The 26,188-nt window shown below is 69.9% G+C and carries 25 protein-coding genes and 2 pseudogenes; 19 read left to right on the top strand and 8 right to left on the bottom strand.

Annotated elements, in window-relative coordinates:
* The first annotated feature begins 3 nt into the window (after positions 1-3).
* The 8 genes from FB465_RS01645 to FB465_RS01610 all read left to right on the top strand — a co-directional run bounded on the left by FB465_RS01645 (position 4) and on the right by FB465_RS01610 (position 10,503).
* Positions 4-675, top strand: coding sequence for an L-ribulose-5-phosphate 4-epimerase (locus tag FB465_RS01645; protein ID WP_145786929.1), 672 nt, complete (start codon positions 4-6; stop codon positions 673-675).
* A gap of 12 nt (positions 676-687) precedes the next feature.
* On the top strand, positions 688-2,193 hold the full coding sequence (gene araA, locus FB465_RS01640; protein ID WP_145786927.1) for an L-arabinose isomerase: 1,506 nt from the start codon (positions 688-690) through the stop codon (positions 2,191-2,193).
* Positions 2,194-2,267: 74 nt separating this feature from the next.
* On the top strand, positions 2,268-3,374 hold the full coding sequence (locus FB465_RS01635) for an aldose epimerase family protein (protein ID WP_145786924.1): 1,107 nt from the start codon (positions 2,268-2,270) through the stop codon (positions 3,372-3,374).
* Positions 3,375-3,487: 113 nt separating this feature from the next.
* Positions 3,488-4,315 (top strand): hypothetical protein, encoded by an 828-nt coding sequence (locus FB465_RS01630; protein ID WP_145786923.1) that lies wholly within the window; start codon positions 3,488-3,490, stop codon positions 4,313-4,315.
* A 342-nt stretch (positions 4,316-4,657) separates the two neighbouring features.
* On the top strand, positions 4,658-5,854 hold the full coding sequence (locus FB465_RS01625; protein ID WP_145786921.1) for a N(5)-(carboxyethyl)ornithine synthase: 1,197 nt from the start codon (positions 4,658-4,660) through the stop codon (positions 5,852-5,854).
* A 293-nt stretch (positions 5,855-6,147) separates the two neighbouring features.
* Positions 6,148-7,623: a family 43 glycosylhydrolase gene (locus FB465_RS01620; RefSeq protein ID WP_145786919.1), complete on the top strand. Its 1,476-nt coding sequence runs from the start codon at positions 6,148-6,150 to the stop codon at positions 7,621-7,623.
* 26 nt (positions 7,624-7,649) lie between these two features.
* Positions 7,650-9,098, top strand: coding sequence for a family 43 glycosylhydrolase (locus FB465_RS01615; RefSeq protein ID WP_425461113.1), 1,449 nt, complete (start codon positions 7,650-7,652; stop codon positions 9,096-9,098).
* Positions 9,099-9,204: 106 nt separating this feature from the next.
* Positions 9,205-10,503 carry a glycoside hydrolase family 43 protein gene (locus FB465_RS01610; RefSeq protein WP_145797075.1) on the top strand — a complete coding sequence of 433 codons (1,299 nt, stop codon included), beginning with the start codon at positions 9,205-9,207 and terminating at the stop codon, positions 10,501-10,503.
* 35 nt (positions 10,504-10,538) lie between these two features.
* On the opposite strand, the gene FB465_RS01605 is transcribed toward FB465_RS01610, so the two are convergent.
* Positions 10,539-11,465: a DUF2797 domain-containing protein gene (locus tag FB465_RS01605; protein WP_145786917.1), complete on the bottom strand. Its 927-nt coding sequence runs from the start codon at positions 11,463-11,465 to the stop codon at positions 10,539-10,541.
* Positions 11,466-11,907: 442 nt separating this feature from the next.
* On the opposite strand from FB465_RS01605, the gene FB465_RS01600 reads away from it, so the two are divergent.
* Both FB465_RS01600 and FB465_RS35520 read left to right on the top strand, forming a co-directional pair.
* Positions 11,908-12,399 carry a DUF5994 family protein gene (locus FB465_RS01600; RefSeq protein ID WP_145786915.1) on the top strand — a complete coding sequence of 164 codons (492 nt, stop codon included), beginning with the start codon at positions 11,908-11,910 and terminating at the stop codon, positions 12,397-12,399.
* Between the two features lie 117 nt (positions 12,400-12,516).
* Positions 12,517-12,693, top strand: a complete 177-nt coding sequence (locus FB465_RS35520; RefSeq protein WP_170290464.1) for a hypothetical protein — start codon at positions 12,517-12,519, stop codon at positions 12,691-12,693.
* A 59-nt stretch (positions 12,694-12,752) separates the two neighbouring features.
* Here FB465_RS35520 and FB465_RS35515 read toward each other — a convergent pair whose 3' ends face one another.
* Positions 12,753-12,920 carry a hypothetical protein gene (locus FB465_RS35515; protein WP_170290463.1) on the bottom strand — a complete coding sequence of 56 codons (168 nt, stop codon included), beginning with the start codon at positions 12,918-12,920 and terminating at the stop codon, positions 12,753-12,755.
* 29 nt (positions 12,921-12,949) lie between these two features.
* Positions 12,950-13,306 carry a PRC-barrel domain-containing protein gene (locus FB465_RS01595; protein WP_145786913.1) on the bottom strand — a complete coding sequence of 119 codons (357 nt, stop codon included), beginning with the start codon at positions 13,304-13,306 and terminating at the stop codon, positions 12,950-12,952.
* A gap of 191 nt (positions 13,307-13,497) precedes the next feature.
* On the opposite strand from FB465_RS01595, the gene FB465_RS35510 reads away from it, so the two are divergent.
* Positions 13,498-13,749: a hypothetical protein gene (locus FB465_RS35510; protein ID WP_170290462.1), complete on the top strand. Its 252-nt coding sequence runs from the start codon at positions 13,498-13,500 to the stop codon at positions 13,747-13,749.
* Positions 13,750-13,789: 40 nt separating this feature from the next.
* Here the strand turns inward: FB465_RS35510 and FB465_RS01590 are convergent.
* A pseudogene (locus tag FB465_RS01590) lies at positions 13,790-14,367 on the bottom strand (DUF5994 family protein).
* A 1,111-nt stretch (positions 14,368-15,478) separates the two neighbouring features.
* Here FB465_RS01590 and FB465_RS01580 point away from each other — a divergent pair.
* Both FB465_RS01580 and FB465_RS36505 read left to right on the top strand, forming a co-directional pair.
* A complete protein-coding gene (locus tag FB465_RS01580) occupies positions 15,479-16,132 on the top strand; it encodes a hypothetical protein (protein ID WP_145786908.1) in 654 nt (217 codons plus the stop codon).
* Positions 16,133-16,220: 88 nt separating this feature from the next.
* Positions 16,221-16,370 (top strand): annotated as a pseudogene (locus FB465_RS36505) (transposase family protein); the annotation flags it as partial.
* A gap of 87 nt (positions 16,371-16,457) precedes the next feature.
* Here FB465_RS36505 and mmsB read toward each other — a convergent pair.
* From mmsB to chvE, 3 genes are all read right to left on the bottom strand, one after another.
* Positions 16,458-17,729: a multiple monosaccharide ABC transporter permease gene (gene mmsB / locus FB465_RS01570; protein WP_145786906.1), complete on the bottom strand. Its 1,272-nt coding sequence runs from the start codon at positions 17,727-17,729 to the stop codon at positions 16,458-16,460.
* A gap of 3 nt (positions 17,730-17,732) precedes the next feature.
* Positions 17,733-19,280 carry a multiple monosaccharide ABC transporter ATP-binding protein gene (gene mmsA / locus FB465_RS01565; RefSeq protein ID WP_145786904.1) on the bottom strand — a complete coding sequence of 516 codons (1,548 nt, stop codon included), beginning with the start codon at positions 19,278-19,280 and terminating at the stop codon, positions 17,733-17,735.
* A gap of 110 nt (positions 19,281-19,390) precedes the next feature.
* Positions 19,391-20,479, bottom strand: a complete 1,089-nt coding sequence (chvE, locus tag FB465_RS01560) for a multiple monosaccharide ABC transporter substrate-binding protein (protein WP_170290461.1) — start codon at positions 20,477-20,479, stop codon at positions 19,391-19,393.
* 393 nt (positions 20,480-20,872) lie between these two features.
* On the opposite strand from chvE, the gene FB465_RS01555 reads away from it, so the two are divergent.
* On the top strand, positions 20,873-21,856 hold the full coding sequence (locus FB465_RS01555; protein ID WP_145786900.1) for an aldo/keto reductase: 984 nt from the start codon (positions 20,873-20,875) through the stop codon (positions 21,854-21,856).
* Between the two features lie 114 nt (positions 21,857-21,970).
* On the top strand, positions 21,971-22,384 hold the full coding sequence (locus FB465_RS01550; protein WP_145786897.1) for a PPOX class F420-dependent oxidoreductase: 414 nt from the start codon (positions 21,971-21,973) through the stop codon (positions 22,382-22,384).
* 49 nt (positions 22,385-22,433) lie between these two features.
* Here FB465_RS01550 and FB465_RS01545 read toward each other — a convergent pair whose 3' ends face one another.
* Positions 22,434-23,066 carry a nucleoside/nucleotide kinase family protein gene (locus FB465_RS01545; protein WP_145786895.1) on the bottom strand — a complete coding sequence of 211 codons (633 nt, stop codon included), beginning with the start codon at positions 23,064-23,066 and terminating at the stop codon, positions 22,434-22,436.
* 86 nt (positions 23,067-23,152) lie between these two features.
* On the opposite strand from FB465_RS01545, the gene FB465_RS01540 reads away from it, so the two are divergent.
* The 4 genes from FB465_RS01540 to FB465_RS01530 all read left to right on the top strand — a co-directional run bounded on the left by FB465_RS01540 (position 23,153) and on the right by FB465_RS01530 (position 26,174).
* Positions 23,153-23,698 carry an HD domain-containing protein gene (locus FB465_RS01540; protein WP_145786893.1) on the top strand — a complete coding sequence of 182 codons (546 nt, stop codon included), beginning with the start codon at positions 23,153-23,155 and terminating at the stop codon, positions 23,696-23,698.
* A 167-nt stretch (positions 23,699-23,865) separates the two neighbouring features.
* Positions 23,866-24,036, top strand: a complete 171-nt coding sequence (locus FB465_RS35505; protein WP_170290460.1) for a hypothetical protein — start codon at positions 23,866-23,868, stop codon at positions 24,034-24,036.
* Positions 24,033-24,320 carry a dsRBD fold-containing protein gene (locus tag FB465_RS01535; RefSeq protein WP_145786891.1) on the top strand — a complete coding sequence of 96 codons (288 nt, stop codon included), beginning with the start codon at positions 24,033-24,035 and terminating at the stop codon, positions 24,318-24,320. The genes FB465_RS35505 and FB465_RS01535 overlap by 4 nt, the downstream gene beginning before the upstream one ends.
* Positions 24,321-24,518: 198 nt before the next feature.
* Positions 24,519-26,174, top strand: a complete 1,656-nt coding sequence (locus tag FB465_RS01530; RefSeq protein ID WP_145786889.1) for a serine/threonine-protein kinase — start codon at positions 24,519-24,521, stop codon at positions 26,172-26,174.
* Positions 26,175-26,188: the final 14 nt, after the last annotated feature.

Genomic DNA, 26,188 nt, shown 5'->3' with positions numbered 1-26,188 from the left:
CCCATGACGTCCCCGATCGATCTGCTGCGCCGCCAGGTCAGCGACCTCCACCAGGAACTGGTCCGCTACAACCTCGTCGTCTGGACGGCCGGCAACGTCTCCGCCCGCGTCCCCGGCGAGGACCTGCTGGTGATCAAGCCGAGCGGTGTCTCGTACGACGAGCTGACACCCGAGAACATGATCCTCTGCGACCTGGACGGCAAGGTCGTCGAGGGCGAGCACTCCCCGTCCTCCGACACCGCCGCGCACGCCTACGTCTACCGGCACATGCCCGAGGTCGGGGGAGTGGTGCACACCCACTCCACGTACGCCTGCGCCTGGGCGGCGCGCGGCGAGGCCGTGCCCTGCGTACTCACTGCCATGGCCGACGAGTTCGGCGCCGAGATCCCGGTCGGCCCGTTCGCCCTGATCGGCGACGACTCCATCGGCCGGGGCATCGTGGAGACCCTCCAGGGCCACCGCTCACCCGCCGTCCTGATGAAGAGCCACGGCGTCTTCACCATCGGCAAGGACGCCAAGGCCGCCGTCAAGGCCGCCGTGATGTGCGAGGACGTCGCCCGCACCGTCCACATCTCCCGCCAGCTCGGCGAACCCCTGCCGATTGCGCAGGACGACATCGACCGGCTCAACTACCGCTACCAGAACGTGTACGGCCAGCAGTCCGCTGCCCGCTAAGGAGATCACCCCATGAAGTCGATCGAGGGCCGCGAGGTCTGGTTCCTGACCGGTAGTCAGGGCCTGTACGGCGAGGACACCCTGCGGCAGGTGGCCGACCAGTCCCGGCAGATCGCCGACGCGCTGGACGACGACTCCGGCATCCCCGTCCGGGTCGTCTGGAAGCCCGTGCTCACCGACGCCGGCGCGATCCGGCGGATCTGCCTGGACGCCAACGCCGACGACGCCTGCATCGGCCTGATCGCCTGGATGCACACCTTCTCCCCGGCCAAGATGTGGATCGCCGGCCTGGACGCGCTGCGCAAGCCGCTGCTCCACCTGCACACCCAGGCCAACGTCGCACTGCCCTGGTCCTCGATCGACATGGACTTCATGAACCTGAACCAGGCGGCCCACGGGGACCGCGAGTTCGGCTACATCCAGTCCCGCCTCGGCGTCGCCCGCAAGACCGTCGCCGGACACGTCACCGACCCGTCGGTCGCCGTCCGGATCGCCTCCTGGGCCCGGGCCGCGGCCGGACGGGCCGAGCTGAGCAGCCTCAAGCTGGCCCGCTTCGGCGACAACATGCGCGACGTCGCCGTGACCGAGGGCGACAAGGTCGAGGCCCAACTCCGCTTCGGCGTCTCGGTGAACACGTACGGCGTCAACGACCTGGTCGAGGCCGTCGACGCGAGCACGGACGCCGACGTGACCGAACTGGTCAAGGAGTACGAGGAGACCTTCCGCGTAGCTCCCGAACTCCGTGCGGGCGGCGACCGCCACGACTCGCTGCGCTACGCCGCCCGGATCGAACTCGGACTCCGCGGCTTCCTGACGGACGGCGGCTTCAACGCCTTCACCACCAACTTCGAGGACCTGGGCGGTCTGCGCCAGCTGCCCGGCCTGGCGGTCCAGCGGCTGATGGCCGACGGCTACGGCTTCGGCGGCGAGGGCGACTGGAAGACCTCCGTCCTGCTGCGCACGCTCAAGGTGATGTCCGCCGGCCTGCCCGGCGGCACCTCCTTCATGGAGGACTACACCTACCACCTCGAGCCGGGCCGGGAGTTGATCCTCGGCGCGCACATGCTGGAGGTCTGCCCGACCATCGCGGCCGGCGTGCCGTCCTGTGAGATCCACCCGCTGGGCATCGGCGGCCGGGAGGACCCGGTCCGCCTCGTCTTCGACGCACAGACCGGCCCGGCCGTGGTGGTCGGCCTGGCCGACATGGGCGACCGCTTCCGCCTGGTCGCCAACGAGATCGACGTGGTCGAGCCCGCCGAGCCGCTTCCGAACCTCCCGGTGGCCCGTGCGGTCTGGCAGCCCCGCCCGAACCTGCGCACCTCCACCGAGGCCTGGCTCACCGCCGGTGCGCCGCACCACACCGTGCTCTCGAGCGCGATCGGCGCCGAGGAGCTGGGCGACCTCGCCGACATCCTCGGCACCGAGCTGCTTGTCATCGACGCGGACACCACGATCCGCCAGTTCACCAAGGAGATCCGCTGGAACCAGGCCTACCACCGCCTGGCCCAGGGCTTCTGACGGCAACGGTCCGTGGGGCGGCGTCCGACCGTGCCGGACGCCGCTCCTCCCTCCACCTGGAGTTGCATCACCTCATGACCATCGCACCGAAGCACCCCGGCGAGGAAGGCGTGACGATCCGCCGGGAGCCGTACGCGACCCTTCCCGACGGGCGGCAGATCGACCGCTGGGTGTTCGGCTCCCAGGACACCGTGACGGCCGAGGTGCTCAACCTCGGCGCCCGCCTGCAGGCCGTCCACGCCCCGGACCGGGACGGGCGGCGAGCGAACGTCGTGCTCGGCGGCGCGAGCGTGGCCGACCTGCTGGGGGAGGCCTGCTACTTCGGGGCCACCGTCGGCCGCTACGCCAACCGCATCGCCCGCGGTGAACTGCCGCTCGACGGCACCGTCCACCACCTGCTGACCCAGCCGAGCGGGCACACCCTGCACGGCGGCCCGGACGGCTTCGACACTCGTCTGTGGGACGCCGTCGAGGTACGCGAGCCGGGCCGCGTCGGCGTCCGCCTCGAACTGCACAGCCCCGACGGCGACCAGGGCTTCCCGGGCGGCCTGACGGTCAACGTCACGTACCTGCTCGACGGTTCGGGAACGCTCACGATCGAGTACGCCGCCGCCACCGACGCCACGACCGTGGTCAACCTGACCAACCACGCCTACTTCAACCTTGCGGGCGAGGGCAACGGCACCGTCCTCGACCACGTCCTGCAGGTCGAGGCCGACCAGTACACGCCCGTGGACGGGCAGTTGATCCCGTACGGGCCGCCGTCCCCGGTGGCCGGCACACCCTTCGACCTCACCGAGCCGCGCCCGGTCGGCGAACGGATCTCCGCCGACCACCCGCAGCTGTGGCTGGCCGGCGGCGGCTACGACCACAACTGGGTGCTGCGCCCGGACGAGGGCGACGGGCCGAGGACGGTAGCGGTCCTGCGCCACCCGGCCAGCGGTCGGCGGCTGGAGTGCCTGACCACCGAGCCCGGCCTGCAGATCTACACCGGGAACCTCTTCGACGGCTCGCTCACCGGCCCGGGCGGCGGCGCGTACAAGGCGTACGCGGGCATCGCCCTGGAGACCCAGCACTTCCCCGACTCCCCGCACCGGCCGGCCTACCCCTCCACCGTCCTGCGCCCGGGGGAGGAGTACCGCTCGACAACGGTCTACCGCTTCTCGGCGGACCGGAGCTGAGCCTGCTGCTGCGGGCCGAGCCTGTTCCTCAACCTCTGCCCTCGGTCGGCTGCGAGCCGACCGAGGGTTCAACCCTCTCCTCAAAGGCCCGCGGTTGCCGCTAGGTTGAGCCCATGTGTGTCTCTACGGACCATGCTGAGTTCTTCGGCACCACCCTGTTCATCGGACGTCGGCATCACTCGCAGCACGGGCTGATCCACGTACTGGGCTACCAGAACACCGCGGTCAACCTCGCCGCCGGTACCAACGCCATGCTGCTCCATCTGCCCGCACACTCCATGACCCGCGAGAACTTCCTCTCCGCGGGCAATTGCCCCGAAATCCTGTCCCGCATGGTGGATGCGGCACGCCCACGGACACGGGGCGCAACCGACCGGTCGAGGGGGTCGGGCACCGGCACCCCGGTCCAGGTGTTCGACCACGACATCTACACCGTACTGCTCGCCGACGACGCGACCCGGATCCCGGCTGCGCTGACCCAAGTGCCCTCGCGCAAACGCCCCCGTCTCGATCCCGAACTGCTGCGGTTCTACGCGGACCACTACCCGGACCACACGATCGTGGTCTGCTGCTTCGACAACGCCGATGCGAAGAGAGCCGGCCCGCTTCTGCTGTGGTACCAACCCCTGGAGCCGGACCTGCTCACGGCCCCGGCCCTGGACTGCCACACCGGCGGGGTTCCGGCCACGGACACTCCCGTACCCGCCGACCACTGGGTCCTGTTCGGCACCGACGAGGCCTCGTACGACTGGGGCACGCCCGTGAACTACCCCATCGACATGCCTGATCAGCTGTACGAGTTCCTCCCCGGCACCGTCATGGGCAGCTACTTCGGCCACGAGCCCCTGCCCAACGGCGACTTTGCCATCACCCATGACGACCTCCTGGCCGGAAGCCTCGACCGGATCCGCAGGTTGCAACCGGCCGTCCACCGCTTCTAGCGGGACGTGTTCGGGCTCAAGCCGCAGTTCGAGGCCGAGAGCGGCCCGTACTGATCGAGCTTCAGGAGTGGTCGAGGCTGCGCGAGCGGGCCGGTAGCGCGTCGGCACAGGAGGTGCAGCAGCGGGGTCCGTCCGCGGTCGGGCCTCCGTCGCGTAGCCGGCCGGCCGACGTGTGGTCGTCGGGCCGCGCTGCGATCGGTGAGCGGCTGGGCCGGGGCGGATCTTCTGCGTGAGCGAGTTCAGCGACGCACTCCGCGGCCGTCCCGCTCGCCTCCTGGGCCGAGACCCGGGAGCCCACCGCGGACGAAGTGTGCTAGACAGGCAGCAATCAAAGGGGCCTGCGTGCACCAGCTCAATCTCGGAGTAATGGCACAGTCACGTAAAGAGAACGAGCGTCGACTGCCGATTCACCCCTCACACTTCGAGCGGATCGACCCCGACCTTCGGGGGCGCATCTTTCTTGAACACGGCTACGGAGAGCGCTTCGGCATCTCCGACGCACAGTTGGCACCCCTGGTCGCCGGGTTCGGATCCCGCGAGCAGCTCATCGCCGACTGCGACGTCATCCTGCTGGCCAAACCACTGCCGGAGGACCTCGCGGAACTGCGCAACGGGCAGGTTCTCTGGGGCTGGCCGCACTGCGTCCAGGACGAAGAGCTCACCCAGATCGCCATCGACCGGAAGCTGACCCTGATCGCCTTCGAGGCGATGAACCACTGGACCAACGACGGCTCGTTCAACCTGCACGTCTTCCACAAGAACAACGAGTTGGCCGGCTACTCCTCGGTCCTGCACGCCTTGCAGCTCATCGGCTCGACGGGTGACTACGGCCGCCGGCTCCGTGCCGCCGTCCTGGGCTTCGGTGCGACCGCGCGAGGGGCGGTGACGGCTCTGAGCGCCTTGGGCGTTCACGACGTCGACGTCCTCACCCAGCGCGGCGTCACCGCGGTCAGCTCACCGATCCACTCCGCGCGTATCGTTCAGTTCGACCACGACGACTCCGATCCCCGCCGCAGCTACGCCCTGACCGACGACGGCCGGGTACCGCTGGCCGAGTTCCTCGCCGAGCACGACATCATCGTCAACTGCGTACTGCAGGACACCGATGCGCCGCTGATGTTCATCGACGACGACGACCTCGACCTGCTCGCCCCGGGCACCCTGGTCATCGACGTCTCCTGCGACGAGGGCATGGGCTTCGGCTGGGCGCGGCCGACCTCGTTCAGCGAGCCGACCTTCGTCGTGGGCGACAACGTCCGCTACTACGGCGTGGATCACAGCCCGTCCTATCTGTGGGACTCTGCGACCTGGGAGAACAGCGAGGCTCTGCTGCCCTTTGTGCGGGCCGTGCTCACCGGCCCCAGCACCTGGGAGTCCCACGAGACCGTCCGCCGCGCCGTCGAGATCCGCGACGGCGTCATCCGGAACCCCAAGATCCTTGCCTTCCAGCACCGTTCGGCGGAGTACCCGCACCTCGCGGCGTCTGCGCCGGACGGCGCGTCCCCGGCGGAGCCGGCTTCCGCCGGGCCACCGCGATGACCGCGACCTCGGCGGTCCCCGGCCGTTGACCGGATGACCGCCCAGCGCCCCTTCCGAGCCATTCGGAGGGGGCGTAGTCATGTGGCTCGCTGCTCGTGGACCGCAGGGGGATCCGGCACGATCACTTGACGTGGCCGACTGTTAGCGTTAACAATCGCGCAACGCGGTTGGAATGCGGACCTGAGTGCCGGCGGTATCCACGGCCTTCAGCCTCCTGAGACCGCGCATTCGCTCGCGGGTGAGCGCCGCGTATCCCCCCGCTGCAGCGGCGCCACCGTCCAGAAGGGACCGAAGTGACCCGCACCCGCACATGGTTCGCTCTTGTGATCGCGTTGTTCGCGCTGCTCTGCACCACCCTGACCCAGCCGGCGACGGCGGCCGCCGGGCAGACGTACACCAACCCGGTGAAGTCGCAGAAGGGGGCAGACCCCTGGCTGCAGTACTACGACGGCAACTACTACCTGATCACCACGACCTTCACCGGCGTACTCACCATGCGCAAGTCCCCGACCCTGGCCGGGATCTCGGCCGCGCCGAGCGTCCAGGTCTGGTCCGACACCACGCCGTCCCGGGGCACCAACATCTGGGCCCCCGAGATCCACCTCTTCAACGGCCACTGGTACCTCTACTACTCGGCCGGCCAGGTCGGGTCCAAGTGCTGCGACTCGCAGCGGACCCACGTGCTGGAGAGCGTCGGTACGGACCCGATGGGCCCGTACGTCTACAAGAACATCCTCACCGGCTCCAACCTCACCCCCGGCGGCTGGCTGATCGACGCGAGCGTCCTGCAGCTGAACGGCAACCTCTACCTGCTCGGCAGCGGCTTCATCAACGGCAGCCCGCAGAGCCTGGTCATCGCCCCGCTGAGCAACCCGTACACGATCAGTGGCAGCTTCAGCGTCATCTCGACGCCCGGCCTGAGCTGGGAGACCCAGGGGAACCTGGTCAACGAAGGGCCCGAGGCGCTCTACCACAACGGCCGGACCTTCATCACCTTCTCCGCCTCCGACTGCCAGACCCCCGACTACAAGCTGGGCCAGCTGGAGTACACCGGGACCGACCCGCTGCTGGCGTCCTCGTGGACGAAGAAGTCGACGCCGGTTTTCCAGCGCAACGATGCTGCGGGTGTGTACGGGCCGGGCCACAACGGGTTCTTCACCTCGCCGGACGGTACGGAGAACTGGATCGTCTACCACGCGAACAGCTCCGCCACGGCCGGCTGCGGCAACGCCCGCACCACCCGGGCGCAGAAGTTCACCTGGAACGCCGACGGCACACCGAACTTCGGCACCCCCGTCGCGACCGGCACCTCACTGGCCGGGCCGTCGGGTGAGACGGCGGCGACGCCGACCTCGTACACGCTGGTGAACCGCAACAGCGGTAAGTGCCTTGACCTGGAGAACGGCTCCTCGGCAGACGGTGCCAACGTCCGCCAGTGGTCGTGCAACGGTGCGGATGCGCAGAAGTGGCGGATCGAGGACCAGGGCGATGACACCAGCCGTCTGGTGAACGTGGCGAGCGGCAAGGTGTTGGACGTCGCGGACTGCTCCTCCGCGGACGGTGCGGACATTCGTCAGTGGTCGTGGCTGAACAACGCATGCCAGAAGTTCCGGATGGTCGTCACCGACAGTGGCTGGGTCCGGCTGGTGAACGCGGCCAGCGGCAAGGTCGCCGACGTCAGCAACTGCGGCACCGCCGACGGTACCGACGTCCGCCAGTGGACCTGGCTGAACAACGCCTGCCAGCAGTGGCAGCTCAAGGCCAACTGACCATCCCTGCACGAGGAGACACCACCGTGACCCGCACACGCCTGCTCCCCGGCGTCCTCGCCACCGGTGCGGCCCTGGTCGCCGGCCTGCTGCTGCCCGCACCCGCTCAGGCCGCCGTACCCGCCTCGCCCGCCGTCTCGTACACCAACCCCCTGGTGAACCAGCGCGCCGACGCCCAGATCTACAAGCACACCGACGGCTACTACTACTTCACCGCCACCGCCCCCGAGTACGACCGCATCATCCTGCGGCGCGCGACGACCATCCAGGGCCTGTCCACCGCCCCCGAGACGGTGATCTGGACCAAGCACGCCACCGGCGCGATGGCGAACCACGTCTGGGCGCCGGAGATCCACTTCATCGACGGCAAGTGGTACGTCTACTTCGCCGCGGGCAGCTCGGACGACGTCTGGAAGATCCGGATGTACGTCCTGGAGAGCTCCAGCGCCAACCCGCTGACCGGCAGTTGGACCGAGAAGGGTCAGATCGCGACCCCGATGGACAGCTTCGCGCTGGACGCCACCACCTTCGTCGTCAACGGCACCCGCTACCTCAGCTGGGCCCAGAAGGACCCGGCGATCGCCACCAACTCCAACGTCTACATCGCAAAGCTCACGAACCCCTGGACCATCTCCGGCACGCCCACCCGCCTGACGGTGCCGACGTACAGCTGGGAGACGGTCGGCTACAAGGTCAACGAGGGCCCGGCGCTCATCCAGCACGGCGACAAGGTCTTCCTGAGCTACTCGGCCTCCGCGACCGACAGCAACTACTGCCTCGGCCTGCTCTCCGCCCCGGCCTCCAGCAACCTGCTCGACGCGGCCTCCTGGACGAAGAGCGCGACCCCGGTGTTCACCAGTAACGCCGCGACGGGCCAGTACGGCCCGGGCCACAACCAGTTCACCACCTCCGAGGACGGCAAGAGCGACATCCTCGTCTACCACGACCGCAACTACAAGGACATCACCGGCGACCCGCTCAACGACCCCAACCGCCGCACCCGCGTCCAGAAGCTCTACTGGAACGCCGACGGCACGCCGAACTTCGGAATTCCGGTCGCGGACGGGGTCACGCCCAAGCGGCTCTCCTCGTACAACTATCCGGACTACTTCATCCGCCACTTCGACTTCCGGGCGAAGCTGGAGCCGAACGTCACCAACCTCGCGGACTCGCAGTTCCGTACGGTGACCGGGCTCTCCGGCAGCGGCACCGTCTCCCTGGAGTCCGCCAACTTCCCCGGCTACTACCTGCACAGCAAGAACGGCGAGGTCTGGGTCGAGAAGAACGACGGCACCACCGCCTTCAAGGACAGCGCGAGCTTCTACCAGCGCGCGGGCCTCGCCGACTCCGCGGGCGTCTCCTACGAGTCGTACAGCACGGCGGGCCAGTACCTGCGGCACTTCAACTTCCTGCTCTACGTCCAGCCCGTGAGCACTACGCCGGCCAAGGGCGACGCCACCTTCTACCAGCAGTGACCACCGTCCGGCCGCGCCCCCTTCCGGACGCGGCCGGGCTCCGACCAGGAGGACAACGTTGTCCAAGCTCGTCCAGTGCGCCCGTGGCTTCGTGGCAGCCGCCCTGATGGCCGTCGCGGTCGTCGGTCTGCCCGGCACCGCGCACGCGGCCGCACCACCGGCCGGCACGGCGACGCGGTACACCATGACCGCGTTCACCAACACCAGCGAGTCCAACATGTACGTCTACGAGTCGCCGGACGCCACGGGCTACCGCCTGCTCAAGGCCTCGGCATACACACCCCCGACCGGCCTGATCCGCGACCCCAGCATCATGCGGCACACCGACGGCCGTTACTACCTGACCTACACCACCAACTGGGATGGCAACACGATCGGGTTCGCGACCAGCACCGACCGGGTGAACTGGACCTTCCTGGGGAACCAGACCATCCCGCTCACCGGCATCAAGAGCGCCTGGGCCCCGGAGTGGTTCGTCGACACCGACGGCAGCGTCAACGTGATCGTCTCGCTCTCGACCACCGGCAGCGACTTCAAGCCGTACAAGCTGACCGCCACCAACGCCGCCCTGACGACCTGGACGACCCCCACCGCGCTGGCCGGCATCGCGCCGAACTACATCGACACCTTCGTCGTCAAGGTCGGCTCGACCTACCACGCGTTCAGCAAGAACGAGACGACCAAGTACATCGAGCACTCCACCGCCACCAGCCTCGGCGGCCCCTACACCTTCAAGGGCACCGGAAACTGGGCGGGTTGGGGCAACTGGGTCGAGGGTCCGGCCCTCGTCCCGCTCGACAACGGCGGCTGGCGGATCTACTACGACGGCTACAGCGCCCACAAGTACTACTACAGCGACAGCTACGACGGCTTCACCACCTGGAGCACCCCCACCGAACTGCCCGGACTCAGCGGCTTCGCCCGGCACTTCACCGTGCTCAAGGAGACCGTCCCCGGCGGAGTGACCCTCCCCACCGGCGTCACCCGCTCGCTCCAGTCGGTCAACTACCCGAGCAGGTACGTCAGTTCTCGCGACGGACTCGGCTACCTCGACCCGGTGGACGCATCCAGCTCTGCGACCGTGAAGGGGGACGCGACCGTCACCGTGGTGGCGGGCCTCGCCGACGCCAACTGCTACTCCTTCCGCAGCGCCGACGGCCGCTACCTCCGCCACTGGGACTTCAAGCTCCGCCTCGGCACCAACGACGGCACCGCCACCTTCCGCGGTGACGCGACCTTCTGCGCCCGCCCCGGCTCGGCCGCAGGATCCGTCTCGCTGGAGTCGTACAACTACCCCGGCCGCTACATCCGCCACTACAACTACGAACTGCGCACGGACGTCTACCAGGACACCGACACCTTCCGCGCGGACAGCTCCTTCCAGGCCGTCAGCCCCTGGGCCTGACGCGGTATCACCACGCACCACCCGGAGCCGGGTGCCTAGAAGAGTGCTTCCTGGGCGCCCGGCTCCTCGGGCTTCCTGCACAACTGCAGGTCGAGCCCGCCGCACGGCACCCGCTCCGCCGGGGCCAGCGTCCACCCCGTCAGCAGTCGGGTGTCCAGCAGCAGCGGGGGCTCGTGCTGATCGGTGTCGAGGAAGAGGTGTCTGCCCACCGGGGCGCGGAGAGTCCCGGCGACAGTGGCGCCGTCGCTGAGAGCGGCTACCTCGCGGTAGACCGGCGGAGCGCCGTCTGCCAGCCCGAACAGCTCCACGTGGTCGACGACCGGCCCGGCCGGGAAGACCTCGATCGCATGGCCGTCCAGGACCCTCAGCGCTCCGGCGCGCAGCTCCACCAACTCCTGCCGCCGCTGCTCGGCGTCGGGCAGCCCCCACCAGCGCTCGGCCTTCGCCCTGGTGGCCAGCCGCTCGCGCGCCAGGCCGGCCTGTGCGACCGTGAGCTCGGCCCGGCGCACCCCCGGCAGCCGGCCACGCCCGACGAACGTGAAGGCCAGGGCTGCCTGCTCCAGCAGGCGCGCGGTGCCGCGCTGCTCACCCGTGATGCCCACCTTGAGCATGCCCCTGCCGAACCAGGCGAGGTACAGGTGGTACGTCCGGCCGTCGTCGAGGATCTGGTCCCGCGCGAGCGCGAGCCCGAGGTCCGCGCCCTGGCAGGCCTCGCACTGAACGGCCTTGGCGCCGGGCTCGATGATCGCCAGGTGCGGGCACGGGTGGTACCTGCCGGCGGTCCACACTCCGGTGCAGCGTCTGGGCCCGGAGACCAGCCAGCTCACGGCCGTGCCGGCGCCGGCGACCCGCTCGTGCTCGCGCCGCCCGTTGACGGCGGTCAGCGACGGCAGGCCGCCCCGCCAGCGCAGGCCGGTGGCGATCCAGCCGGGCGCGTGGCGTGGCGGTGCGGATTTCGACACGGTCGTCACAGGACGTGAGAGTACGTCCTCCCGCTGACAGCCGGCGCCTGCCCTGGTCGGCCGGCACCTCCGACGGCACGACCTCAGCGAGGGCGCCCCCGGGGATGGGGCCAAGTGGTCGGCTTTCGAGGTTCTTCGTGGGTTGATCAGCAGCCAGGACGACGGAGGCTCACTCCTTTCGTCGGTGGGTGGAGCGGTACTGCCAGGGCTTGATCGCATCGGCCTGGGCGGGATGACGAGTGACGACGCCACCCTTCTCTTGAGCGAATGGCGTCGAGGCACCGACGCCCGTGGCCACCCCGCCGCAGCCCCCACGGGCGGCCGGACCGGCCCGGCAGGGGCGGAGTACCGTGGGGACATCGGGAGGCTCGACCGGAGGCAACCGACGGGGCGCTCCCTGTATCAGCGGGCCTGGCCTGCGCCCGCGGATGGGTGGCGAGCCATGTCGGATGAATCCGGCGCTCCGCACCCCGGGCTTCTGCCGGACCGGTTCCGGCAGTCGGCGAGGCCGGGCACGGTCCTGCTGCGACTGGAGACCACACGGTCGCGCGAGGGGGCGCTCGACGGAGCGTGGTGGCCTCGTTCGCGTGACATCGGTGCCGAGCTGCCCGGTCTGGTCACCGCGTTGACCGAGCATCTGGGGCCCGTTGTGAGTGTCGGTCTGGACGCGGATGCGTGGGACGACGTCCCGGCGCGTCTGGTCGTCGATGGCCGATCGGTGCACATCGACCGGTATCCGGTCGGCGACGACACGGTAATCATTACGCGAGGCGACCGCGATCACTTCAGTCTGCTCGTCGTCCCCCCGCAGGCGAGCCAGGAGGCGGCCCTTGCCGCGATGGCGCGAGCGGTTCAGGCCAGCGGCTCCGACTCAGCACGGCAGGTCCTCATCGCCACCGGCATCGGCTCCGATCCGCAGGTCGAAGCGTCCTGAGGTGACGGTCGGCAGGGCGGGCTTCAGACAGGAAGGCGAGGCGGAGAGATGTCCGTCTACGTGAAACTCTCGGCCGAGGCCCGGTCGCCGACGGAGCCGTCGAAGGGGCCGTTGGACATGCAGTACCAGGATGGCGCTGACGGCGTCACGTACGAGTACGACCTGCATCCGAGCGGGGCGCTGCGTGTCCTGCGCGTCTTCGAGGACACGCCGCACGTGGTCGAGGTGTGTTTCAGCTCCTCGGCGTGGCTCCAGGTCGTGGGGACCTTCCTGCGAAGTGGCTCCGCGTACTGACGGGACCCGCTTCGTGGCCAACCCGCGCCGAGCCCCACTCGGCGCGGGTTGGCAGGCGCTCAGCGGTTGGGAGATCGGCCTCCGCGCCGGAATCGGACGGCGGAGATGAGCAGGGCGACGACCAGTACGGCGATGCCGATGAACAGCAGGTAGAGCACGCCATGGGCGACAACGCCGACGAGCCCGAGCACGATTGCCACGATGATCAGGAACAGCACCATTGCCATCGTCGGCCTCCTTCGTGGTCTTCAGGGTCCTACCGGCGGGCCAGGCGGCGTTCCCCGCCCGTGCCCGGCGCGTAGTCCAGCTCGTAATGGGCGAACACAGCCGCTTCGTCCTCGGCAGGCAGTTCGCCATCCGTGTCGATCGCCGGTCCCCGCTTGACCTGGCTCTTGGGCCGGGCGACCTTCAAGTAGCCGGGACCGACCGTCGCGCCGGTCAGAGGGACGAACACCAGGCGGCGGCGCGTGGGCAGGCCGACCGTGACCGTGGCGAACGATGGCTGGTCGGTCGCGGTGTCCACATAGACGGACTCCAGCGTGCCGATCTTGTGGCCGTCGATGTCCACCACGTCGTGGCCGCGCCATTCCCGGATGTCACCCGCTTCGAACACCAGCAACCTCCTTTGCCCGAGTGCCTCCATCGTGACACCTTGGCCATTGCCGCACCCATCCGGTGAGCCGGCCGGGGCTGGCGCGACCGCAGTCCGAGCCGCAGTACAGGCGGACGCCCACCGGTCGCCGTCGGCCTGCCCGGCCCTTACGGTCTGTTCTGGGGCAGGCTCGTCGTCACAGGGAGGCCAGGATGCGGCACTACCGGTGGGTTCTGGAGACCCAGGACGACGACGGCCACTGGTCCCGGCGGGACGGCGCCCCCATGTCTGACCCGCTGGAGTACGACGGGCCGCCCCAACGGGCGGCCAACCACCTGCGGGACACGTTCGTGCGCACGCTCTCACGGCCCGCTCCCGGCCCACGAGCGGTCAGGGTCCGCCTCTGGGATGGGCCCGATGCGGTCGGCGAGCCTCAGGCCGAGGCCGAGTGGTCACGAGAATGAGGTGCTCGGCTCCGGCCGACGGGGCAGGTGTGTCTGCCGGCTATGCGGATGCCGGCCAGGAGGCGGCCCGGCTCCGGGCAAGGTCCGCGCGCAGATCTGCCTCACCGGGGCCATAGGTGGGCGCGATGGCCGAGGGCAGGAAATCGGAGCGGGACTCCGGTTCTGCCACACCACCGTCCGCCTCCGTGGCGAGCAGTGCGCTCGCGGTCCGGGTTCCGGCGGGGTCGGCCGCCTTGGACATCAGCCGGGCGGCCTCGACGGCATCCGTCGACGGCGGGATGACGAGCAGGTTCAGCTGGAGCGGCGTGTACGAGTACACCGCGATCATGTGCTCGTCCTGCTCGGTGGTGAACCAGCCGGCGTGGACGGTGTGGCCCGCGACCGGGATACGTCGCGGGATGACCGGCCACTGCGTGGGGTTCACGGTGATCCGGGTGACCCGCCCCCACCGCTTGTCCAGTTCGGCGGCCAGGGAAGGGATTCGAGAAGAAGATCTCGCGAGCGGGGCCACCAGGCTCCGTCCAGTCTGCCGGCCCGCACGCCGTCGGGCGCAAGGGAGAGTCGCACGGTGGATTCCAGGGCAGAAGGCGGCGTCGCACGATCGAGGGCCACAGTCATGATCAAGGACCTGTCTCCGGAGCCGACCGGGGCCGGGGCCGAGATAGCCGTTCGCCGGAGACGACGCCAGTGTCAGGTGCCGGCGTACGAGGTGCCCTCGGTGACCTCCAGGTTACTCTCGGTCCGGCCTGAACCTGGCATGGTCGCGGTGACCACAATCCACGAGGATCGACCACCAGGGCTGTCACGTTACTTACCGGAAGACAGGGACCGGCAGAAGCTGGCAAGATGGCTGCCGTGATCACATGTCGAAAGGCTGATGCCGCGTAGACGGCCCCGCGCGCTGCGCGCCGGACAACCGCTTCCTCGCGTTTGGGGACCTGCCCCGCCCTCCCGTATCCATGGCCTCTCTGCCAGAACAAGCCTGGCGGTAAGCCGTGTTGAGAGACTGTACGGCAACGGATACATCGACCCTGACGCCACCGACTGGGCCTTGAGGCGGTACCGGGAGTTCCTGAGTCCACCAGGCCGACGCGCCCTGTACCCACGGGAAGCGCTGTGCTCGTGTCGCGGGTGTTCCTTCGATGACGTCAGGCACGCACGTGACGTGCTGGAAGAGGTCCTGGGGAAGCTGCCGACCCGGGCGAGCGCCGAGCTCGCACAGCTCCTACGGCCGTTGGACGCGGAATTCTTGCGGCGCACGCTGCCGGATCCGTTCGCCCATCGCCGAAGGTGGCGCACCCATCTCTGGTGGTACCGCCGCCTGGCCCGCGCATCGGAGTCGGGATGAGGTCGGTGGAACGCTGACGCAGGGCCTGGCGTGAAGGCGGCCCTGGACTCCTTATGTGCGGCCGGCCTCGTGAAGGTGCCGAAGGTGTCGGATGCTCAGTTCACGCCCGCGTCCGCCCCCGCGTCCCGCCCGTCAGGGCACGGCGGGGTGTGGCGGCGACACGGCGAGGCCAGGTGTCCGACCCGGTGTGCATCGTGCTTCGCCCAGGAGGTGCCGTGATCATTCCAGCCCACCAGGCCGGCCTGGCGGATCGGCCGGCGGGTGGTCAGTAGGCGACGGCCCGAGTCGCCGCTTCCTCGCCCCAACCCGCCGGCGGAACGCCGTCATCCAGGTATCCGTCAACGCCCCGCGCACGGCAGTGCTCCGGCAGAATGAACGGCCATGGTAGACACCTCGTTCCTGGTCGCGGTGCTCGGCGTCGGAGGCACCCTGGCGGGCGGCGCACTCACCGCCGTCATCAACAGCCGTGCGCAGCCGCGTGCCGAGGAAGTATGGGAGCGTGAGCAGATACTGAAGGTCCGGGCCCAGGAGTCGGCGCACGCACACGCGGTACACAGCGAGCACCACAGCTGGCTGCGCGCGCGCAGGGAGTCGGCCTATCTGGCTTTCCTCGAGGCAGCCGAGGCCGCCCGAGTAGATGTGCTCGACCTGGCGATAGCGATCCGCGAGCGCGCAATCCCGGCAGAGGAGCTGGAGACCTTGCGCATCGCCGCGCGCGAACGGATGCGCACCCTGCTGCGGACACGCGACGTGCTGGAGATCGCCGGGCCGGAGGCCGTCGCCGAGCCGGCCCGCACGCACTACGCCAACCTGGTGGACTACTGGCGCAAACCCACGCGGATGCTGGAACGCCGGGCGGAGAGCGAGCCGGCCGAGGCCGAGTACGGACTGCTGCGGGCCGCCCTGTTGGAGGACCGCGAGCAACTGGAGGACTCCCAGCGCGCGGTGGTGGCCGCAGCCCGGTCCGCGCTCGAACAGCTCCCGGCTGCGGTAGGGCCGACAAGCCGGGGCGAGGAAGCGGCGACTCAGCCGTGACGTGACAAGGACCACCCGGTCGGGGATGCTGTGACGCATTCTCAGGCCCGCTCGGTCTGCTCCCGTCCTGCCCTGACAGGACTGTCCGGGTTTCGCCGTCCCCGACCGGCCGGGAGTGCGGCTTCGCACCCTGGACGACTTGTTCGCCTACGCCGACGCCGAGAGCGTACGCCTTCGGACGGACGGCACCGAGGTCCGGGTCCGCCGCCCCTTGGCCGGCCGCGCCGGACGTCGCGCAGACGGCTCCGCCCGGTCACTGGAACCAGGACCGGGCGGAGCCGTCGTCAACCTCGCTGACACACGAGAGAGTTGGAGATGAAAGGGGTCAGGAGCCGACCTTGCGCTTGTTGTAGACGTCGAAGCCGACCGCCGCCAGCAGCACCAGGCCCTTGATGACCTGCTGGTAGTCGGTGCCGATGCCGACCAGCGACATGCCGTTGTTGAGGACGCCGAGGACCAGGCCGCCGATGATGGCGCCGAGTACGGTGCCGACGCCGCCGGTGGCGGAGGCGCCGCCGATGAACGCGGCGGCGATGGCCTCGAGTTCGAAGTTGATACCGGCCTGCGGCGTACCGGCGTTGAGCCGTGCGGCGAAGACCATGCCGGCCAGCGCGGCCAGCACGCCCATGTTGACGAAGGCCAGGAAGACGACCCGCTTGCTCTTGACGCCCGACAGCTTGGCCGCCGCCTCGTTGCCGCCGATCGCGTAGGTGTGGCGGCCCAGGATGGAGTTGCGCATCAGGTAGCCGAAGGCCACCAGCAGGACGCCCAGGATCAGCAGCACGATCGGGAAGCCGTGGTAGCTCGCCAGCAGCATGGTGAACACCAGCACCGCTGCGGTGATGGCCGCCAGCTTGGCGAGGAAGAAGCCCAGCGGGAGCAGCTCGAGGCCGTAGCCGGCGGCCTGTCGGCGGCCCCGGATCTCCTGGAGGACGGCCAGCGCGAGCACGCCGAGGCCGAGCAGCAGAGTCAGGTTGTGGTAGTTGGTGCTCGGGCCGATCTCCGGCAGGAAGCCGCTGCTGATCTTCTGGAAGCCCTTGGGGAACGGCGCGACCGACTGGCCCTGCAGCAGGATCTGGGTGCCGCCGCGGAACAGCAGCATGCCGGCCAGGGTGACGATGAAGGACGGGATGCCGACGTAGGAGATCCAGAAGCCCTGCCAGGCCCCGGCGGCGGCACCGATCAGCAGCGCGGCGATGAGGGCCACCGGCCATGGCACGTCGTGCTTGACCATCATCACGGCCGCGGCCGCGCCGACGAAGGCGGCCAGTGAACCGACCGAGAGGTCGATGTGCCCGGCGATGATGACGATCATCATGCCGATCGCCAGGATCAGGATGTAGCTGTTCTGCTGGATCAGGTTGGTGACGTTGAGCGGCTGGAGCAGGATGCCGTCGGTCCAGATCTGGAACAGTACGACGATCAGCCCCAGCGCGACCAGCATGCCGTACTGCCGGACGTTGCCGCGCAGTGCCTGCGCCAGCAGGGCGCCGACACCGCCGCGCTCCGGCCGGTCAGCCGCTGCGGCCGCCGCGGCCGCCGCGGCCGCTCCGGCCGCCTGGGTCTCCGAGATGTCCGTGGTCTCTGTCTGGGCCATGCCTTACACCTGCTCGTCGTCGATTGCCGCGCTCACGGTCATGAGGCGCATGAGTGATTCCTGGGTCGCGTCCGCTCTGTCCACCTCGCCGGTGAGCCGGCCCTCGGCCATCGTGTAGATGCGGTCGCACATGCCGAGCAGCTCGGGCAGTTCGGAGGAGATGACCAGCACCGCCTTGCCCTGGGCGGCGAGTTCGGCGATCACCGTGTAGATCTCGGCCTTGGCGCCGATGTCGATGCCTCGCGTGGGTTCGTCGAGGATCAGCACCTCCGGTTCGGAGAAGATCCACTTGCTGAGGACGACCTTCTGCTGATTGCCGCCGCTGAGCTTGCCGGTCTCCGCGAACACCGAGGGAGCCTTGATGTTCATGGTCTTCCGGAAGGACTCCGCGACCCGGGTCTCCTCGTGCTCGTTGACCCAGCCGCGCCGCGAGACCTTGCCGAGTGCGCTCAGCGAGATGTTGCGGCTGATGTCCTCCATCAGGTTGAGCCCGAAGTGCTTGCGGTCCTCGGTGACGTACGCGATGCCGTGTCCGATCGCCTCGGGGACGGTGCGGGTGCGGATCTCGCTGCCGTCCAGCAGCACCCGGCCGCCCGCGTAGCGCCCGTACGAGCGGCCGAAGACGCTCATCGCCAGCTCGGTCCGGCCCGCGCCCATCAGGCCGGCGATGCCGACGATCTCGCCCCGCCGGACGTTGACCGACACGCCGTCGACCACCTTGCGCTGGTGGTCGATCGGGTGGTGGACGGTCCAGTCCTCGACCGCGAAGGCCACCTCGCCGATCTCCGGCGCGCGCTCGGGGTAACGGTGCTCCAGGTCGCGGCCGACCATGCCCCGGATGATCCGGTCCTCGGAGACGCCCTCCGCGTCGACGGCGATGGTCTCGATGGTCCGGCCGTCGCGCAGGATGGTGACCGAGTCGGCGACCCGGGCGATCTCGTTGAGCTTGTGCGAGATGATGATGCAGGAGATGCCCTGGGCCTTGAGCTCCAGGATGAGGTCGAGCAGCTTTCGGCTGTCCTCGTCGTTCAGCGCGGCCGTGGGCTCGTCCAGGATGAGCAGCTTGACCTCCTTGGCGAGCGCCTTGGCGATCTCGACCAGCTGCTGCTTGCCCACGCCGATGTCGGCGACCCGGGTGTGCGGGTTCTCGTGCAGGCCGACGCGCTTCAGCAGCGCCTTGGCGTGCGTGAGGGTCTTGTTCCAGCTGATGATGCCGCGGGTGGCGTGCTCGTTGCCGAGGAAGATGTTCTCGGCGATGGAGAGGTACGGCACCAGGGCGAGCTCCTGGTGGATGATCACGATGCCGCGCTGTTCGCTGGCCCGGATGTCCTTGAACTCGCAGGGCTCGCCCTCGAAGAGGATCTCGCCCTCGTAGGAGCCGTGCGGGTAGACGCCGCTCAGCACCTTCATCAGGGTGGACTTGCCGGCGCCGTTCTCGCCGCAGACGGCGTGGACCTCGCCGGGGGCGACGCTCAGATTGACGTCCGAGAGCGCCTTGACACCGGGGAAGGACTTGCTGATCGAACGCATCTCGAGGACGGGTCCGGCCATGGTGGTGCATCCGTTCGACTGGGGGCGGGCACGGGCGGGGGGACCTGTCAGGTCGTCTTCCCCGCCCGTACACGCCCGGCTCGGTACGGCCCTGGCTTCGGGCCCGGCGGTTACTTGAGCTGGTCGGCGGTGTACTGCCCGCCGTCGACCAGCACCTTCTGGTAGTTCTCCTTGTCCACGCTGACCGGCTGCAGCAGGTAGGCCGGGACGACCTTGACACCGTTCTCGTACTGCTTGGTGTCGTTGACCTCGGGCTTGCCGCCGGTGAGCAGGGCGTCGCCCATCTGCACCGCGACCTTGGCCAGCTCGCGGGTGTCCTTGTAGACGGTCTGGGTCTGCTCGCCCGCGATGATCGACTTCACCGAGGCCAGCTCGGCGTCCTGGCCGGTGACGACCGGCAGGGCCTTGCCCGCCGTGCCGTAGCCGACGCCCTTGAGCGAGGAGAGGATGCCGATGGAGATGCCGTCGTAGGGGGAGAGCACCGCGTCGACCCGGGCCGAGGTGTAGGACTTGCTCAGCAGGTTGTCCATCCGGGACTGGGCGACGCCGCCGTCCCAGCGCAGGGTGGCGACCTGGTTGAAGCTGGTCTGGCCGCTCTGGACGACCAGCTTCTTCTCGTCGACGTACGGCTTGAGCACGCTCATCGCGCCCTGGAAGAAGAAGGTGGCGTTGTTGTCGTCCGGGGAGCCGGCGAACAGCTCGACGTTGAACGGTCCCTTGCCACCCTTGAGGCCGAGCTTGTCGACGATGTACGTGCCCTGGAGCACGCCGACCTTGAAGTTGTCGAAGGTGGCGTAGTAGTCGACGTTCTTGGTGCCCCGGATCAGCCGGTCGTAGGAGATCACCGGGATCTTGGCGTCGGCGGCCTTCTGGAGCACGTCGGTGAGCGAGGAACCGTCGATGGCGGCGACCACCAGCAGCTTGGCGCCCTTGGTGATCATGTTCTCGATCTGCGAGACCTGGTTCTCGACGACGTTGTCGCCGTACTGCAGGTCGGTCTTGTAGCCCTTGGCCTGGAACTGCTTGACCATGTTGCTGCCGTCGTTGATCCAGCGCTCCGACGACTTGGTGGGCATCGCGATGCCGACGAGACCGCCCTTGGCGTCGCCGCCGCCGCTGCTCGCGCCGTCGCCGACGCCGTTGGCGCTCTGGCCGCAGGCCGCCAGGGTCAACGTGAGGCCCGCAGCAGCGAGGCCCATCGAAACCTTCCGCACAATTCCTCCAGTGGTATGCCGCGATCGGCGCGACCTCGGCAGGGGCCTCGGATCGGGTCGAGCGGGGGTCGAGCGCGGGGGTGGCCCGGTGTGGGGGTGGGCCGGGGTGCGCTCGGGTCGGTACGGGCGGCCGGGCGGTTGGTGGAGCCGGGTGTGGGGCCCGGATCGTGGCCGCTCTGGCCTGGCGTTACATGAGTGTTAACGCTCACAGAAACTGCGTCAAGTGCCCTGAGATCACCGTTGGGTCTCGCGCGGGCATAGATAGTGATGCGGTCGTCCGGGGGCTTGACGGTAGAATTGTTAGCGTTAACAATCCGGCGGACACGCGGGATGCGCAAGTGCGCACCATCGGCACCAGGACATGGAAGGCTCCGGAGCATGGAACAGCGCGTACTCGGCAGCACGGCCCGCAAGGCATCCGTCGTCGGCCTCGGCACCTGGCAGCTCGGCGCCGACTGGGGAGACGTCCGGGAGGAGGACGCCGCTGCGGTGCTCGACGCGGCGGTCGAGGCCGGAGTGACCTTCCTCGACACCGCGGACGTCTACGGCGACGGCCGCAGTGAGCAGCTGATCGGGCGCTATCTGCGCGGGCGCCCGGACGCGGACGTCCTGGTCGCCACCAAGATGGGCCGCCGGCTGCCGCAGCTCCCCGAGCACTACACCCTGGAGAACTTCCGCAGCTGGACGGACCGCTCGCGCACCAACCTGGGCGTCGACCGGCTGGACCTCGTCCAGCTGCACTGTCCGCCGACCCCCGTCTACTCCTCCGACGAGGTCTTCGACGCCCTGGACACCCTGGTCGAGGAGCAGCGGATCGCGGCGTACGGCGTGAGCGTCGAGACCTGCGCCGAGGCACTGACCGCGATCGCCCGGCCGGGCGTCGCCAGTGTGCAGATCATCCTCAACCCGTTCCGCCTCAAGCCGCTGGAGGAGGTCGTACCCGCCGCCGAGCGCGCGGGTGTCGGGATCATCGCCCGCGTCCCGCTGGCCTCCGGTCTGCTCTCCGGCCGCTACACCAAGGAGACCGTCTTCCCGGCAGACGACCACCGGACCTACAACCGCGAGGGCGCCGCGTTCGACCAGGGCGAGACCTTCGCCGGGATCGACTTCGCCCGGGGCGTCGAAGCCGCCGCCGAGTTCGCCGATCTCGCCCCCGAGGGCGCGACCCCGGCGCAGACGGCGCTGCGCTGGATCATCCAGCAGCCGGGCGTGACCACGGTCATCCCCGGCGCCCGCTCCCCGCAGCAGGCCCGCGCCAACGCGGCCGCCGCCGCCCTCCCGCCCCTGCCGGCCACCACCCTCGACGCCGTCCGGGACCTCTACGACCGGCGGATCCGCGCCCAGGTGCACGACCGCTGGTAGTCCCGGTCGACCAGACCCCATCTGAGCGCCCGGTCGCGCCCCTGGGGTTGGTCCGACGCCTCACCTGACCGAACCCCATCGACGCCGCCGTCGCGCCGTCCTAGGCTCAGGCGCATGTCTGTCTCCCTGAGCGAAACCGTGCGCAAGATACTCGACAGCCCGAATCCTGCCGTCCTCGGCACGATCAACCCCGACGGGAGCCCGCAGACCTCGGTGGTCTGGGTCGGACTCGACGGGGACGACCTGCTCATCTCCACGGCAGCCGGCCGGCGCAAGGAGCAGAACGTCCGCCGCGAGCCCCGGGTCAGCCTCAGCGTGTACGACACGGAGGACCCGCTCCGGTACGTCGAGGTGCGCGGCTCGGCCGCGGTCACCGAGGACGTCGGCCGCGCCCTGGCCGTCTCGCTGGCCGAGAAGTACGAGGGGCCCGGCGCCGGCGAGGAGTACCTCCAGCTGCCGCCGGAGGTCGTACGCGTCACGATCCGGATCACTCCCCAGCGGGTGCTGGGGAGTGCGGCCGGCTCCTGAACGGCCGGCTCCTGAACGGTCAGCTCCTGAACGGTCAGCTCCTGAACGGTCAGCGCAGCACAAGCGCCGGGTGCCTGGGGTCGTCCGACCGTACGGTGAGGTCCGCCGCCGAGGCCGGGCCGGTCTCCGCCTCGTAGCGGGCGAAGGCCGGCAGCGTCCACTGCTCCTCGGCGGGCGTGCGGCGGGCCAGGGCGCCCGGCGACAGCGCGAGGTGCACGGTCAGCTCGAACGGCAGCCAGCGCCCCAGCAACAGCGCGCCGTCGAGCAGCAGCACACCCCCGGGCGGCAGTTCGGTGTACGCGGCCCGGGTCGCCCGGTCGGCGGCGGCGTCCCAGAACGAAGGCAGCACCCGGCCGCTGCCGCCCGGCTCCAGTGGGTCCAGCACCTCGCGCAGCAGCGCACCGTCGTCCAGCCAGAGGTCGTGGTAGGCGTCCGAGTCCTGCCGCCCGTACTCCAGCCGCACCGAGGCCGGACGCAGGAAGTCGGCGGCGGACACCCGCAGCACCGGCCGCCCGCGCAGCTGCAGTGGCTCCACCAGCGCGTCCGCCAGCTCACCGGGCCGCGCGGCGGGGGCCCCGTCGACCGCGACCCGCAGCCGCCGGCCGTCGTCGGCCGGCAGTGCCTCGATACGGTCCGCCAGCAGCTGCACCAGCTGCTCCGGGGAGATCGGTCTCACCTGCAAGGCCCGTCGGTCCTTTCCTGATCGCCAAGTCGACTATATTGCAAGGCAACTGATAGGTATTCACATCTCGGGGGAGCTCCGTGCGCATGCTGACCCTTGCCGACGTCGACGCCTTGGCCGCCGAGGCGCACGCCGGGCAGGTCGACAAGATCGGCGTCCCGTACATCGAGCACGTCCGTGCGGTGGCGGCGGGCGTGGCTCCGTTCGGGGCGGGTCTGCAGATGGCCGCCCTGCTGCACGACGTCCTGGAGGACACCGAGCTGACCTCCGACGACCTGTTGCGGGCCGGTGTGCCGTTCAGCGTCGTGGCGACCGTCCGCCGGGTGACCAAGGCCCCGGGCGTGGCCTACCGCGCGATGCTCCAGCAGATCGCCACCGACCACTCCGCCACCCTCCTCAAGATCTCCGACAACGCCCACAACTCGCACCCGGCCCGCGCGGCCCGGCTCTCCGAACCCGAACGCCGCCGCCTGGCCGACCGTTACCGCGCGGCTCGCGAGGTCCTCTGGCCGGCCGCCTCGGCGGAGGACATCCGCAGGATCGTGGAGATCGTCAACCCTTCGCTGCTCGCCGAACTCGCCGCACCCCGGACCGACGCCGGTTCCCTCCTCCCAGGGCTCGCCCTTCCATAGCCGTCCGGTCGCGCCGGGTGACGGCCGGGCCGGGTGCGGGCCATGGTGAGTGGCCGGTGCGGCCCGGCAGGAGCAGGCTGGAGGGGAGACAGGAACGTGTCCGGTCGGCCGCGCGCGCCGTCGTCGTGCCGCGGCCGGTGCCGGGTGCCCGAGACATGGAGTCGGCAATGTCTGAGATGCAGGACAGGTTCACTGACAAGGCCGCGGAGGACCGCGAGGACGCCCGTGCGGCGGACCCGGAAGAGGGCATCACTTCCTACCAGACGGCCCACGCCGGGGAGGAGTCCCTGGCCGAGGGTGACCGGTTCGACGAGACGCTGGAAGACAAGACACGGTGAACGAGAACCTCGCGGCACAGCCGCAGAGTACCGAGTGGCAGCTGAAGCTCCGGCTGACCGAGGACGGTGACCTCACCCAGGCGCACGTCGTCCTCGACACCGGCGAGGCCGTCCTGGAGGCCGACGCCGAGGCGCACCGCAGCCCGCACGACCCGCCCGTCGCCGGCATCGGCGACGAGCTCGCCGCCGGCCGTGCCCTGCTCGACCTCGGCCACCGCCTGGTGCACGCCGGGTCGGTCGCAGCCGAAGCAGCCGAGTCCGCCCGGCGCCGCGACGACGAGTGACCTTCGCCGGCCCCCGCGCCGACGGCGTGAACATCCGTCAGCACCGATGAACCGGTGTACGAATCACCCGAATCGTGACCTTTCAATGCCCGCGAGCGGGAACCTTTCCGGCTCGCGGGCACGTCGCACTGATCGGCCGCACAACCGTGCGGAGGTCTGCCGGGCAGTGACAGCCCCGGCCATGCAAGGCGGCGACAGGTGGAAGACGAAAGAGCCACGGTTCACGGGCACAAGGGAGCAGTCCCCGAGGACGCCCGCTGGGAACTACCCGGGTACACGCACGGGCGCGAACTCGGCTCCGGAGCCAGCGGCCGCGTCGTCCTGGCGCACCACGACGCCACCGGCACACCCGTCGCGATCAAGTACCTGAGCGGCGAGGCCGCCGGCAACGAGTCCTTTCGCGCCGAGGCCGAACTGCTCGGCCGGCTGGACTCGCCGTACGTCACGCGGCTGTACGAGTACGTCGAGGGCCCCCGCGGCGCCGCCATCGTCATGGAACTGGTGGACGGCATCGCGCTGCGCACCCTGCTGCGCGAGGAGGGCGCCACCCAGCCGGAGGCCGCGCTCACCGTACTCAAGGGCTCACTGCTCGGCCTGGCCGCCGCCCACGCCGCCGGAGTCGTGCACCGCGACTACAAGCCGGGCAACGTGCTCGTCGCCGCCGACGGCTCCTCCAAGCTGGTCGACTTCGGCATCGCCGTACCCCGGGGTGACTCCGCCGACATCGCGGGCACCCCCGCCTACATGGCCCCCGAGCAGTGGGCCGGCTCGCCCGCATCACCCTCGGCCGACGTCTACGCGGCGACGGCCACCTTCTTCGAGTGCCTCACCGGCGCCAAGCCGTACGCCGGGACCACCCTGCTGGAGCTGGCCGTCCAGCACACCGAGGCGGCCGTCCCCGACGACCAGGCCCCGGAGGCGCTGCGCCCGCTGATCCGCGCCGGCCTGGCCAAGACCCCGCAGGAGCGGCCGGAGAGCGCGGCGGCGCTGGTCACTCAGCTGGAGGCGGTCGCGAGTGCCGCGTACGGCGAGGACTGGGAGGAGCGGGGGAGGCGCCAACTCGCCGCTCTGGTCGCCCTGCTGCCGCTGCTGCTGCCCGGCGCAGGCGGCCAGGTCGCGGGCACCACGGCGCTGGCCACCACCACCCTGGCCCCGCCGCTCCCTCGGCCCAGCCTCGGCGCGAGCCGCCGGGCCAAGCTGCTGGCCGCCGCCACGGCCGTCGTCATCCTGGGCGGCACGCTCGCGGGGGTGGCGGCAGCCGGGAGCACGGACGACGCCGGACACACCACCGTCGGCGGCCCCGCGCCCGAACTGACCAGCACCCTCGCACCGCCGCCCAGCGGCGGCCCGTCGGCGGCCCTGCCCTCGCCCTCACCCTCGCCCTCGGCGAGCACCGCCTCCGCCTCGCCCAGCGTCTCGCCGACTCTCAGCCCGAGCCCTTCCACGACCCCGACCCACGCCTCCGCGACCCCCAGCGCCTCGCCGACCCCGAGCCCGTCGCCGACCTTCTCGGCGCCCAGCCTGCACGTGATCTCGATCGTCCTGGAGGCCTACGGCTGCTACGGCCGGTACGGTACGGTCGCCTCCGTCACGGTGATCACGGACGGCGCCGCGGACGGCAAGCTGACGCTCTCCTGGATCGACCGTTCGGGCCGGACCCTCCAGACCCAGGCCGTCGACACCATCACGCTGCCCAAGGGAAAGACCCAGATCTCGAACCGCTACACCCACACCTTCGGCTCCCAGGACAACTACCCGACCTGGGGCGTACGGATCGCCACCGACCCGGCTGCCGACAAGGGCCAGAACACCTACCGCGAGCTGTACGCACCGTCCTGCAACCCGCCTCGCTGAGCAAGGAACCAGAT

It is taken from the genome of Kitasatospora atroaurantiaca, assembly GCF_007828955.1.
Classification (GTDB): Bacteria; Actinomycetota; Actinomycetes; order Streptomycetales; family Streptomycetaceae; genus Kitasatospora; species Kitasatospora atroaurantiaca.
This window is presented reverse-complemented; position numbering and strand designations above follow the sequence as displayed.